Raw genomic sequence first — 13,486 nt, forward strand, 5'->3', positions numbered from 1 at the left:
AACGATTGTTAGATTGAAATCAGGCAGGCTTTCTGCCTAAACAGGATGGCCAACTGCCAACCGGAGCCGATCTATGGACTTTGATCTTACGCACGAACAGCGGCAGATCCTCGGCTATGGAGACACCGTCGCCAAGAAATTCGATCGTAAATACTGGATGGAATGCGCCGACAAGCACGTCTTTCCAGACGCGCTGTATCAGCGGATCGCCGACGACGGTTTCGTCGGAACCATGGTGCCCGAGGAATATGGCGGCGCCGGCCAGGGCATGGTCGAGATGCATCTTTTCCTGGAAGGATTATCGAATAACGGCATTCCGCTGCTGAACCTCGTGGTCGGCGCGGCGATGAGCCTCGGCTTCATCGCCAAATACGGCTCCGAAGCGCAGAAGATGCGTTATTTGCCGGATGCGTGCGCCGGCAAGACGCGTTTCTGCTTCGCGATCACCGAGCCCGATGCCGGCAGCAACACGATCCGCACCGCCACGATGGCGACCAAGCGCGGCAACCGCTTCGCGCTGAACGGCCAGAAAACCTTCATCACCGACGCCGATGGCGCCGACCACGCACTGGTGGTGGCGCGTACCACGCCGCACGGCGAAACCGCAAAAAAGACCGACGGCTTCACGTTGTTCATCGTCGACCTCAAAGCCAAGGGACTCGCGAAACAATACATCCCGGTCAGCATTCCGGCACCGGAAACCCAATGGCAGTTGTTCTTTGACGATGTCGACCTCGGACCGGAGGATATCGTCGGAGAGATCGACAAGGGATTTGGCATTCTGTTCAAGAGCCTCAATCCGGAGCGGATCCTGGTCGGTTCGATCTGCTGTGGTCTCGGTCGCTATGCGCTGAACCGCGCCGTCGAATACGTCAAAGAGCGCAAGGTCTTCAACAACGTGCCGATCGGCGCCTATCAAGGCTTGCAGCATCCGCTGGCGAGCGCGCGCACCGATGTGGAGATGGCTTCCCTGATGACCTTGAAAGCAGCCTGGATCTTCGACCAGGGCCGCGAGGCCGGCGAGTTCGCCAATATGGCCAAGCTTGCCGCCGCCGACGCCGGCATCAAGGCGGTTGACACCGCCGTGCAGTGCCATGGCGGTAACGGCTTCACCAAAGAGTACGGCATCTTCGACATCTACCCGCTGGTTCGCCTGTTGAAGACCGCCCCGCTCAATCGCGAAATGATTCTCAACTATATCGGCGAGCACGTGATGGGCTTGCCACGCAGCTATTAGGTTATCCACGATGGCCGTGATGAAGTCCGAGGTGCCGACGACGAGCGAGGAGTACCGGCGCAACCGTGAGGCCTATCAGGCACGGATTGCCGATCTTTATGCCCGTCGCGCGGCGGCAGCCGTCGGAGGTCCGGAACGGGCGCGGCGATTGCACAAGGAACGCAAGCAATTATTGCCGCGGGAACGGATTGCCGCCCTGCTCGATCCCGGCTCGCCCTTCCTGGAGTTTTGCCAGCTTGCCGGCGAAGGCATGTATGAGGGTGTGCCCCCCGGCGGCAGCATCATTACCGGCGTCGGCATGGTATCCGGTCGCGCCTGCATGATCATCGCCAACGACGCCACCGTGAAGGGCGGCACCTATTACGGCATCACCTGCAAGAAGCACGTTCGTGCCCAACGGTTCGCCTGGCAGCACCGGCTGCCCTGCGTCACTTTGGTGCAGTCCGGCGGCGCCAATTTGCCGGACCAGCCCAATATCTTTCCCGACGAAGGCCAGTTCGGTTCGATCTTCTATAACCAGATCCGGATGTCCAGCGAAGGCATCCCGCAGATCGCCGTCGTGCACGGGCCGTCGACGGCGGGCGGCGCCTATATGCCGGCGCTGTGCGACGAGACCGTCATCGTGCGTAATCAGGGCGCCATGTTTCTCGGCGGCCCGCAGCTGGTCTATGCGGCTACCCGGGAAGAAGTCGGCATGGAAGCGCTCGGCGGCGGCGAGATGCACAGCCGTGTCAGCGGCGTGACCGACCATCTAGCCGAAAGCGACGGCCACGCCATTGCGATCACCCGCGACATCGTCGCCCATCTCGGCGAGATTGCGCCGCAACGCTGGAAGGTGGCCCCGCCTCGCCCACCGCGCGCTGATCCCAACGAGATCTACGGGCTGGTCAGCGCCGACCCGCGCGTGCCGACCAACAACCGCGACATCGTCGGCCGCCTGATCGACGACAGCGAATTTCACGAATTCAAGCCGCTGTATGGCGACACGCTGATCACCGGCTTCGCGCGCATCATGGGATTTGAAGTCGGGATCCTCTGCAACAACGGCGTGCTGTTTTCGGAAAGCGCGTTGAAAGCGACGCACTTCATCGATCTCTGCTGCAAGCGCAACATTCCCCTGCTGTTCATGGCCGACGTCACCGGCTTCATGGTTGGCCGCGAGGCTGAGGAAGGCGGCATTTCCAAACATGGCGCCAAGATGATCACCGCAATGGCGAGCGCCAATGTGCCGAAATACACCCTGATCATCGGCAACGCCTATGGCGCCGGCTATCTCTCGATGTGTGGCCGCGCCTTCAGGCCGAACGCGATGATGATGTGGCCGAACGGGCGTTCCGCGATCATGGGCCCCGACCAGGCCGCCAACACGCTCGCGATGGTCAAGGACGAAGGACACAAACGCGAGGGCACGAGCTGGACCGACGAGGAGCGCGAGGCCTATCGGGCGCCGGTGCGCAAGACGTTCGAGGATTTCGCAAACGCCTACAATTTCGCCCGCAACACCTGGTGCGACATGGTGATCGACCCGCTCGAAACCCGCAATGTCATGGCGCTGCTGCTCGATCTGGCCGGCCGGCTACCGCAACAAGCCACGGATTTCGGCGTTTTGCGCATGTGACGACAGGGGATATCGGTGTTCAAGAAAATCCTGATAGCCAATCGCGGTGAGATCGCCTGCCGCATTGCGCGAACCTGTCGCAGGCTCGGCATCAAGGTCGCGGGCGTTCACTCCGCAGCCGACGCCAACGCCCTGCATGTCAAGACGATCGGCGAATCCTATGAGATCGGCCGGGCCGCCGCATCCGACAGTTATTTGCGGATCGACGCCGTGATCGCCGCGGCAAAAGCCGCCGGCGCGCAAGCCATTCATCCCGGGTTCGGCTTTCTGGCGGAGAATGCCGCGTTCGCGCGGGCGGTCGAGGCCGCGGGCATGGTTTTTATCGGCCCCACGCCTGATGTGATCGACCGGCTCGGCGACAAGGCCTCCGCCAAGCGCGAGGCCGAAGCCGCTGATGTGCCGACCGTACCCGGCAGCCAGATGCCGAGCGAGGACCCGGCAGCAATTGCCCGGACCGTGCGCGAGCTCGGTCTGCCCGCGATGTTGAAGGCGGCGGCCGGCGGCGGCGGCAAGGGAATGCGCGCCGTCGCAGATCTCGATGGTCTGGCCGGTGAAATCGAAGCCGCGATGCGCGAGGCAAAAAGCTCATTCGGGCATGGCGGGCTGATCGTCGAAAGACTGATCGAGCATGGACGTCATATCGAGGTGCAGATCGCCGGCGACGGCAAAGGCAATGTCATTCACCTGTTCGAACGCGAATGCTCGCTGCAGCGGCGGCACCAGAAGCTGATCGAGGAAGCTCCAGCCGCGAACCTTGCCGCCAAGTTGCGCGAGCGAATGCTGACCGACGCCGTGCGGCTCGGTCAGCGCCTGAGATATCGTGGCGTCGGTACCGTCGAATTTATCGTCAGCGGCGACAGCTATTATTTCCTCGAGGTCAATCCTCGCCTCCAGGTCGAGCATCCCGTCACCGAGATGGTGACCGGCATCGATATCGTTGAGCTCATGCTGCGGATTGCCGCGGGCAATGGCTTGCCCATGGCGCAAGCCGACATCCACCACCACGGCCATGCGGTCGAAGCACGAATTTGCGCCGAAGACCCCGCCAACAATTTCCTGCCCTGTACCGGTGAGCTTGCTTATATCCGCTTCCCCAATGCCGGCGTTCGGGTCGAGACCGGCGTCGAAACCGGATCGACCGTTACGCCCTATTACGACTCGATGCTGGCCAAGCTGATCGCGCACGCCGAGACCCGCGATGAGGCCCTCGACAAACTGGGCCGCGCGCTCGAGCAGACCTCGATCTTCGGCATCACCACCAATCAAAGCTTTCTCGCACGCCTGATCGGGCTGCCCGAAACCCGCAACGCCACGTTCCATACCCGATTGATCGACGAGCAGATCGGTCAGCTCGTAGACAAGGCAAAGGGATCCGACACCGAGGCGCTGGCGCTTGGGGCCTATTTCTGGATGACCCGGCAGCGCCCGCCGGTAGCGACCAATTCCTCGCACAATCCGTGGCTGTCGCGCGAGGTGACCTGTTGGCAGATGGCGGCCGGCGACGATGGACTTTCGCCGATCCCGATCCTGCATCTGGAGGCGGCCGGCGCCAGCGCGGAGATCAGGTTTGCGCCATTGCAGGCCGATGGCACCATGCTCGTCGGCATCAACGACGACAGACTGTCGGTCAGGCTGGTTCCTGACGACGAGGACAGCTTCACCGCCGTGGTCGGAAGCCGTCGTGAAACGGTACGCATTCACCAGCACGATCAGACATTGTTCGTCCACGACCGGCGCGGCGTGCATACGCTGACCGCCATTCCCTATCTGACCTATATCAGCGCGGCGGCGGAGACGAGCGGCGAATTGCGGGCGCCGATGACGGGCATGATCCTCAAGGTCAACGTCTCGGTCGGCGACCGGATCAAGGCCGGCGACGTCGCCGCCATTCTCGAATCGATGAAGATGGAACTGCGCATCAGCAGCGAAACCGACGGCGTCGTCGCGGCCGTAAACTGCCGGGCGGGCGAAACGGTCGAGCGCAATGCGGTCATCGTGGTCGTGGAGCCGGACGCGCCGACGTAGGTCACGGACCAGAATGAACGACGGGCGTGCCGACATGCGACTGGGACGCGTCAACTAGGTCGCGATCCTCACGCTCGACGAGGCCGACAAGCTCAACGCCCGGCGCGCGGTATTCGCCAGGGATCGCTCGGTCCAGCCTTAAGAAAATGCCTGCATGGAACTTCCGTGCAGACCGGAGCGTTCATGTTTGAGCGCCGTGTTTCCATTTGAAACCGCACCCGCCTCAAACGGAGTGTACCATGAACATCTCTCATGATCGATGATCTTTGGTACAAGAACGGCGTATTTTATTGCCTGTCCGTCGGGACCTATATGGATGCTAACGGCGACGGGATCGGCGACTTCAAAGGGCTGTTGCGGCGTCTCGACTATCTGCACGGGTTGGGAGTGACCGCGATCTGGCTGATGCCGTTTCAGCCATCGCCCGGCAAGGACGACGGTTACGATATCTCCGACTATTATGGTGTCGACCCGCGATACGGCACGCTCGGTGACTTCGTGGAATTCACTCACGGCTGCCGGCAACGAGGCATTCGCGTCATTATCGATCTCGTCGTCAATCACACCTCGGATGCCCATCCGTGGTTTCGCGACGCCAGAAGCTCGCCGAATTCTCAACATCGCGACTGGTACGTATGGGCCGACAAGAGACCCCCCAGCGCCAGCAAGGGCATGGTTTTTCCCGGGGTGCAGAAATCGACATGGACGCACGACAAGGAAGCCAAGGCCTGGTTCTTTCATCGCTTCTACGATTTTCAACCCGATCTCAACACGTCGAACCCGTACGTCCAGGCCGAGATCCTCAAGATCATGGGTTTCTGGATACAACTCGGCGTCTCCGGCTTTCGGATGGACGCCGTGCCCTTCGTGATATCAACCAAGGGCGCAAAGGTCAGGACGCCGGTCGAACAATACGACATGCTTCGTACCCTCCGTGAATTCCTGCAATGGCGGCAAGGCAACGCCATAATTCTCGCTGAAGCCAACGTCCTGCCCGAAACCGACATGGAATACTTCGGCAAGGATGGCGACCGCATGCACATGATGTTCAATTTCCACGTCAACCAGAATTTGTTCTACGCGATGGCGTCCGCCGACTCCCGTCCGCTCGCAAAGGCTCTCAAGGCCACAAAACCGCGACCAGCTTCAGCCCAATGGGGCCTATTCCTGCGCAATCACGATGAACTCGATCTCGGCCGGCTAACCAAGAAGCAACAGGCCGTGGTGTTCAAGAGCTTCGCCCCCGACAAGAATATGCAGTTGTATGAGCGGGGCATCCGGCGTCGCCTTGCGCCGATGCTGGGGGGTGATCGCCGACGACTCGAACTCGCCTACAGCCTGATGTGTACGTTGCCAGGTACACCCGTGATCCGCTACGGCGACGAAATCGGGATGGGCGACAATCTTGATCTGCCAGAGCGCAACTGCGCCCGAACGCCGATGCAGTGGTCGACCGAACCACACGGCGGATTTACCGAAAGCGAAAAGCCCTGCTCGCCCGTCATCGATGTAAGCCCCTACGGTTACGAACACATCAATGTTGCCCAGCAGCGCCGTGATCCCAACTCGATGCTGAACTGGACCGAGCGCATTATCCGGATGCGCAAGGAAGTGCCGGAGATCGGCTGGGGTGACTTCCGTGTGATCGCGACGCGTGATCCAGCCGTTCTGGTCATTCGCTACGATTGGCGGAATAACTCGGTACTTTTCGTTCACAATCTCGACGAGAAGCCGCGCGAGGTGTCATTCTCGGTTGGGGTTGCCGGTGACGACGGAAAACACCTGATCAACCTTTTGTCGGAAAACCACAGCGAAGCCAATGATCGGGGCAAGCACAGCTTGATGCTGGAGGCTTATGGCTATCGCTGGTACCGCGTTGGCGGACTGGACTATCTACTGAAGCGAACCGACATCGACGGTGTAAACCCAAATCACCCCGAATAACGCACGTTATCTCGGCAGCATCGACTGCACGTCTCCTTCAGGGACGAGAGTAGTCACTCGAACGCAGGAGATTTGTTCGCTGATTCCCGGCAGTCATCGTCGGCAGGGATGCGTCGATCGAATAGCTCAATCCATGGGGTGCAAACGTGATCGTTGGTTGCGCGCCAAAATCCTGTGAAGCGAGCTTTTCGAGCAAGACGCTGCCGAAGCCTTTACGCGCCGGAACGACGACTGGCGGTCCGTCGCGCTCCTGCCAATAAAACTTGAATCTGGCTTCCTCAGCTTCCCCGTCAACCGACCAGTGAATATCGACCTGGCCCTTGGCCGGCTGCGAGAGCGCACCGTATTTGGCCGCATTGGTCGCGAGTTCATGCAGCAGCAGCGCAAAGGTCTGCGCTGCCCTGGAATTCAGCATCACGTCCGGGCCGGCAGCCGTGACGCGGTCGGAAAATCCTTCGAACTCGAGCCGGACGATCTCCGCCACCAGAGCGCCCTGGAATCCCTTGCTCATCAGCGCCGATTGACTGCCTGCGAGTGCCTGCAGGCGCCGCGTAAGTGTGTTGCGCTCCTCGGCGATAGGCTTCGATCCGACCAAGGTGCGGGCCACGATGGATTGGATCACCGCCAGCAGGTTTCCGCCCCGGTGGGCGAGTTCGCCCATCAGGAACCGCTGGTGCTCTTCAACATGCTTCCGCTCGGTAATGTCGTAGGCGCAATTGATCGCGCCGGTGACTTCTCCGCGCTCATTCCGGAGCGAGCGGATATTTACGACGGCGGTCACCCGCGAGCCGTCGGGCCGCTCGATGATTACTTCCTCGTCATTGACCTCCGACACTTTTCCGGAGACTACCCACGCCATGGGGCACTGATCGTGGGGCAGGAAACTTCCATCCGGACGGAACATCCTGATCGAGCCGCAGAACCGTTCGCTGTCATCGCCGCGGGCCGGCGTGCGGCCCCACAATTCCGTTGCCCGCTGGTTGAAATCCTGAATGACGCCACGAGCATCGCAGGCATAGACGGCCGAGGGGCCCAGCTCAAACAGGGTGCGGAAGCGTTCTTCGCTCGCGCGTAACGCAGCTTCGGTCCGCTTTCGTTCGGTGATATCGCGGACATTGCACTGAACGACCTGCGTGCCGTCCTCATCGTAGCGATTGGCCACGATCTCGACTTCCCGCTTCTCGCCCAATTTGGATTCCAACGGCAAATCTTCGTAGCGTACCTGGCCGTTATTCTGCAGCTCCCGAAACGCGGCCTGGCTTGCCTGCTCGTCCTTCAGCAGGCCGATTTCCCAAAGCTCCTTGCCCAGCAACTCTTCGTGGCGATAGCCGAGCAACTGGGACATGAAAGGATTGGCGTCGGTGATTTTTCGGCTGACGGAGTCCAGGATAAGAACGCCGTCGTGGGCAGCCTCGAAAAGCCGGCGATAGCGGATTTCCGATTGGCGAATGGCAACCCGGAAAGCGAGGTCTTCGGCTGTGCCCTGGGTGATCGGGACATCCATCTAGCGCGACGTTTCAGGGACGGCAAAGATACCGGGACCATGTCGTCGAGTGTACCGAAAATGCCTGAGGCGCTTCACGTCGAACTGTCCGATTGGTGCGCCGGCTGCGCTAGTGGCGACGCAATGCGAAATATGCGCCCGTATTGCAACAGCGCGGTCGGGCAAAAGGTCCCGCTTCCTCCGGGGAAAAGAGAGTGAGCCATATTGCTCATTCGCCTCCTTAAACTCTTTCGGGGAAATAAAGTGAGCAATATTGCTCACTCTCAGGGGCCTCTTGGTCGCCTCTCCCATCACCTTTAATTGCTCCTCCCACTTTAGCGGATCAGCAATAGGGGGAACGATCCTGACGTCGGGGTATTGGCCTCTCAGAGTTTAACAACGATAGGAGTACGCAATGATTAGATATGCCGTAATGATCGCCGCCGTGGCCGGAATTTGCAGCGCGATACCTGCTGGAGCGGAAGAGGTTGGGGTCGGTGTTGGCCCTGTTGGCGTAACGGTTGGACAGGGGCACGGAGATCATGACAGGGATCGCGACCGTGATGTCATACGCGACCGTGATCATCGGGACGACAACAAAACCGTCATCATCAAAAAGGGCGATCACGACAGGGATGTCGACCATGATCGCCGACCTGCTATTATCGACAGACAGTAATCGGATTTTAGCGGCCCCCAAAACGGGGGCCGCCTTTTTGTGTTTAGGGCAGCCATCGTCGCCTTGAAAATTCCTGGAGCGGCTGAAGAACGCGCGGCAACGGTCGGCTAGACCTTGCTTGATGGATCATCCCGCTCCAGCTCGGGCTTTTCATGCAAAACAGCGTTCAACAGTGAATTGTGAACCTCTATCTTTCCGTTGTAGCTGATGAGTCCAAGTTTTCGGAATTTGTTCATAAAGAAGCTCACGCGGGATCGAGTCGTCCCAATCATCTCGGCCAATGTTTCCTGACTCATGTCCAATAGAATAGGCTGAGGTCTGCCTTCCTTGCCGAAATGCGCGAGCAAAAGAAGAAGGCGCGCGAGTCGCTTCTCGCTCGAATTAAAAAGCTGGTCGATCAAGTCTTCTTCTACCCGGCTGTTCCGCGTCAAGAGATACGCCATGAACAGTTCAGAAAATTTCGGCTCGTTATGAAGGATGGCAATCATCGCTTCTTTGGTTATCGAGGTGATCACACATTGCTCCATCGCGGTTGTGGTCGCGATGCGCAATGGGTGGCCGTTAAGGCACCCCTCGCCGAAAAACTGGCCCGGCTCTAGAATCCCGACGACCGCTTCTTTGCCGTGCTCGGATAGGACAGTGAGCTTGACGCTACCCTTTTGGATATAAAAAACAGCATCCGCCACGTCTCCTTGCCCGAAGACTTGCTGGTTTTTCTCAAATTCCAAGATCGTTTTGCCCGTCCCTACCTTGGAGAGAAAGGCTTTGGGATCGAACCCTTCACCGGCGAGTTTCCCCACGGGAGCCTCCTTTGCCCCGATGAACCTGCGCGCCTCTCATTATAGCGATTTCAACGCCGAAAATGAAGTGACTACCCAGGTAACGAAGCAAATTTGACCGGCCGGAGGGAGTGCCACGGAGGTCTACGGGACTCTCTTGTCGGGGTTGGTTACGTGCCATTTTTTCAGAAACTGATCAATATTGACCAGCCGATTCGGAAACCGGGAGAGCATGCTGGTTCGATCACCGCCCCACGTCGGCATCTACCGGTGACTGAGAGTTTTACGCTCCCGCCTGATCGAAAGGTGGAATGCAATGACCGATTACCCAGCCGCAATCCCACTGCTCGCGATTCAGCGACTCCGCTGCCCGAAATGCCAAACGCGGATGATACCTTCGCGCATCTCGCCGGGGCCTACAGGATTCGAACTTCGTACGTTCGACTGCTCCAAATGCGATTATGTCGAAAAAGTCGTCATCGCGTCAGATCCGATGAAGTCGGGAGATGTTGGCTGGCTCGTTGGCGAATTACAGTCGCCAACCTAGATCGTGCCAGCACTCGACGATATCGCAAAGCCCGGATCCAAGACTCTTGATCGCACCCTTTCGCTGGTCGCGGCAAAGTCCGCGCGCAAACTTCCTAACCGCCTCCAGGCGATTGCCCAAGACACACCAAATCGACTGCCGCCCGCGCCACCCAGTGGCGATCGAACCCGGTCTCCGGTGCCAGTCTCCCGAAAACGGGAATATTCCGGGTGGCGGCCGGAGCGTTCGGCAAACCGCCTCGCATTTGGTGAACGCGGGAGCCTGGAGACGGTCCACCAAACCGCAAAAGCCTGCCAATTGTAGGTCTTTTTGCTGGTCGGGGAGCTAGTTTCGCCGACGCCGCACCTGCCCGGCTGCCGCTTGCAAGCAAATCCAACGTTCGTTAGCCTCGCAAGGCGATCGCTAACAATATGGCCAGCCTTCAAGCGCCAAGCCAAAAATGAACGACGCGAGGAGGAGGAAAATTGGCCTTTGCGGGTGAAAGCGCCGGTCCGGTACTGCAATGCCAGTCCGTCGAGCGACGCTTTGGCGGGATCGTGGCGCTCAATGGCATCGACATGCAGATCGAGCGCGGCGAGATCTTCGGCCTGGTCGGCCCCAACGGATGCGGCAAAACCACCCTTACCAATGCGATCACCGGGTTCTATCCGCCGCAGCGCGGGCGCATCCTGCTCAATGGGCGCGACATCACCGGCCTGGCACCGCACTACATCGCGACCCTGGGCGTAGCACGCACCTTCCAGAACCTGGCGCTGTTCAACGGCATGAGCGTGCTCGACAACATCCTTCTCGGCCGCCACATCCACATGAAGCCCAGCGTGGTGCGCACCGCATTGTATTGGTGGCTCGCGCGCCAGGACGAAACGGTGAACCGGGCCGCGGTCGAGGATGTCATCGATTTCCTGCAACTCGAAGGCGTGCGCGACGAACTCGTCGATGGGCTTCCGATCGGGCTCAAGAAGCGGGTCGAATTGGCGCGCGCGCTGGCCGCCGAACCAAACTTCCTGGTGCTCGATGAGCCGATGGCGGGAATGAACCAGGAAGAAAAGGAATATATGGCGCGGTTTATCCTCGATGCCCGCGACGAGCGCGGCGTCACCGTGCTGTTGATCGAACATCATATGGACGTCATCACCGGCATCTGCGATCGCATGCTGGCGTTGAATTACGGCGCGATGATCGGCAGCGGCATTCCGGCCGACGTGGTAGCCGACCCGCGGGTCGTCGAGGCCTATATCGGGGGCGCGCATGCCGCGCGCTGACCAGACGGCAGCCTGGAACTTCGAAATCGACACCACGCTGATCCGCGTGCTGGCTCGCAACGCCGAAGCCTTCCCGGACCGCGTGGCGATGCGTGAAAAAAACAAGGGCATCTGGCAGGAAACGACGTGGCGGCAGTTGCAGGAAATCGTGCTGCGCTGTGCCGCGGGTCTCGAGACGCTGGGTTTCAAGGCCGGCGAAGTCATGTTGGTGCTCGGCGACAACCGGCCCCGGCTGTATGCCGGCATGCTGGCGGCCGGCGCGCTCGGCGGCTATGCGATGCCGGCCTACCCGGACGCAACGCTCGACGAAATCCGGCATTTCGTGCACGAGGCCGGCGCACGATTTGCGCTCGCGGAAGATCAGGAACAGGTCGACAAGATGCTCGAGTTGCGCGACCAGGGCGCAGCGATCGAGTACATCATCTATGACGATCCGCGCGGCCTGACCGCCTATGCCAATCCGGGCCTGTTGTCGTGGGACGCAGTCCAGGCCAAGGGGGCGGAACAGCTTTCGGTCAACAGCGATGCACAGGCTGAACTGATCGCCCGCGCGCGCCCCGATGATCCCGCCGTGTTCGTGCATTCGTCCGGCAGCACCGGCAAGCCGAAGGGCGTCGTGCTCTCGCATCGCAACCTGCTGGCTGGCGTGCGCAACGCCTATCAGGGCAAGGCGTTCGATTTCGGCGAAAGCATTCTGGCCTATCTGCCGATGGCCTGGGTCGGTGACTTCGCGGTGACGATGGGCGCCGGTGTGGCGCTGCATTTCACCATCAACATTCCCGAACGCCAGGAAACCGTGCTGCAGAACCTTCGCGAGATCGCGCCGACATTCTATCTCGCCGCGCCGCGCAGCTGGGACAACATGTTGACCGCGATCCAGGTGCGCGTCGAGGATTCCTCCTGGCTGAAGAAGCGCACGTACGAGTTCTTCATGGCATCGGCCATTGCCGCCGAAAAGCGAAAGCTCGACGGCAAGGAACCGACCTTGAAGCAGCGGCTGCTGGCCCCATTCGGTGAATGGCTGGTCTCCGGGCCGATCAAGGACCAGTTCGGCCTCATCCGGTTGCGTGGCGCCTTCACCGGCGGCGAGGCCATGGGCGAAGACACCTTCGTGTTTTACCGCGCGCTCGGCATCAAGCTGCGTCAGCTTTACGGCCAGACTGAAAGCAGCGCCTACAACGCCATCCAGAGCATCAATGAAGTGCGGCTGCACACGGTCGGACGCCCGCTGCCGGGTGTCGAACTCAGGATCAGCGACGCCGGCGAAATCCTGGTCCGGTCAGGCAGCGTGTTCAGTGGCTATTTCAAGCAGGAAGAGGCCACCCGCGAAAGCCTCGAAGACGGCTGGCTGCGCACCGGCGATGCCGGCTACGTCGAGCCGGACGGCCATCTTGTCGTGCTCGGACGGCTGTCCGATGTCGTCCATACCGCCAAGGGAGAGCGGTATATTCCCAATTACATCGAGAACCGCCTGAAGTTCAGCCCCTATATCAAGGACGCCGCGGTCATCGGACGCGGCCGGGATACGCTGGCAGCCCTGATCTGCATCGACAAGGAGGCGGTCGGCCTGTGGGCCGAACTGCGCGGCATTTCCTATATTTCCTATGCTGATTTATCGCAGAAGCCGCAGGTGATCGAACTCGTCGCCTCCGCGGTCAAGCACGTCAACAGCACGCTGCTGGAGGGATTGCAGCTGCGGCAATTCGTCTGCCTGCATAAGGAGTTCGACGCCGACGACGGCGAGATCACGCGAACGCGCAAGATCCGCCGCAACGTCGTCGAGGAGCGTTACCAGCCGATCATCGAAGCGATTTACGATCGAAAACGCACGGTCCTGATGCAGGCGCAGGTCAGCTACGAGTCGGGCGAAGTCAGTGTCATCGAGCGAACGCTTTCGGTACAGGAGGCGTGA

At 60.2% G+C, this 13,486-nt stretch carries 9 protein-coding genes; 7 read left to right on the forward strand and 2 right to left on the reverse strand.

What is annotated here, in order from left to right; all coding sequences use genetic code 11:
- Window positions 1–73 precede the first annotated feature (73 nt).
- The 4 genes from GSQ88_RS27445 (at window position 74) to GSQ88_RS27460 (ending at window position 6,824) form a co-directional block, all read left to right on the forward strand.
- Window positions 74–1,237 carry an acyl-CoA dehydrogenase family protein gene (locus tag GSQ88_RS27445; protein ID WP_159010878.1) on the forward strand — a complete coding sequence of 388 codons (1,164 nt, stop codon included), beginning with the start codon at window positions 74–76 and terminating at the stop codon, window positions 1,235–1,237.
- Between the two features lie 10 nt (window positions 1,238–1,247).
- Complete coding sequence (locus GSQ88_RS27450; protein WP_159010879.1) at window positions 1,248–2,855, forward strand: carboxyl transferase domain-containing protein; 1,608 nt, start codon at window positions 1,248–1,250, stop codon at window positions 2,853–2,855.
- Between the two features lie 15 nt (window positions 2,856–2,870).
- On the forward strand, window positions 2,871–4,880 hold the full coding sequence (locus GSQ88_RS27455; RefSeq protein ID WP_159010880.1) for an acetyl/propionyl/methylcrotonyl-CoA carboxylase subunit alpha: 2,010 nt from the start codon (window positions 2,871–2,873) through the stop codon (window positions 4,878–4,880).
- Window positions 4,881–5,132: 252 nt separating this feature from the next.
- Window positions 5,133–6,824: an alpha-amylase family protein gene (locus GSQ88_RS27460; protein ID WP_159010881.1), complete on the forward strand. Its 1,692-nt coding sequence runs from the start codon at window positions 5,133–5,135 to the stop codon at window positions 6,822–6,824.
- A gap of 37 nt (window positions 6,825–6,861) precedes the next feature.
- Here GSQ88_RS27460 and GSQ88_RS27465 read toward each other — a convergent pair whose 3' ends face one another.
- Window positions 6,862–8,328: a sensor histidine kinase gene (locus tag GSQ88_RS27465; RefSeq protein ID WP_159010882.1), complete on the reverse strand. Its 1,467-nt coding sequence runs from the start codon at window positions 8,326–8,328 to the stop codon at window positions 6,862–6,864.
- A 394-nt stretch (window positions 8,329–8,722) separates the two neighbouring features.
- Between GSQ88_RS27465 and GSQ88_RS27470 the strand changes: the two genes are divergently transcribed.
- Window positions 8,723–8,986, forward strand: coding sequence for a hypothetical protein (locus GSQ88_RS27470; protein WP_246785043.1), 264 nt, complete (start codon window positions 8,723–8,725; stop codon window positions 8,984–8,986).
- A 107-nt stretch (window positions 8,987–9,093) separates the two neighbouring features.
- Here GSQ88_RS27470 and GSQ88_RS27475 read toward each other — a convergent pair whose 3' ends face one another.
- Window positions 9,094–9,786: a Crp/Fnr family transcriptional regulator gene (locus GSQ88_RS27475; protein WP_159010883.1), complete on the reverse strand. Its 693-nt coding sequence runs from the start codon at window positions 9,784–9,786 to the stop codon at window positions 9,094–9,096.
- A 990-nt stretch (window positions 9,787–10,776) separates the two neighbouring features.
- Between GSQ88_RS27475 and GSQ88_RS27480 the strand changes: the two genes are divergently transcribed.
- Window positions 10,777–11,574, forward strand: coding sequence for an ABC transporter ATP-binding protein (locus tag GSQ88_RS27480; protein WP_159010884.1), 798 nt, complete (start codon window positions 10,777–10,779; stop codon window positions 11,572–11,574).
- Window positions 11,561–13,486, forward strand: a complete 1,926-nt coding sequence (locus tag GSQ88_RS27485) for an AMP-dependent synthetase/ligase (protein WP_159010885.1) — start codon at window positions 11,561–11,563, stop codon at window positions 13,484–13,486. Before GSQ88_RS27480 ends, GSQ88_RS27485 begins: the two co-directional genes overlap by 14 nt.

This window comes from Bradyrhizobium sp. S69, from assembly GCF_009766005.1.
In the GTDB taxonomy this organism is placed as follows: Bacteria; Pseudomonadota; Alphaproteobacteria; order Rhizobiales; family Xanthobacteraceae; genus Bradyrhizobium.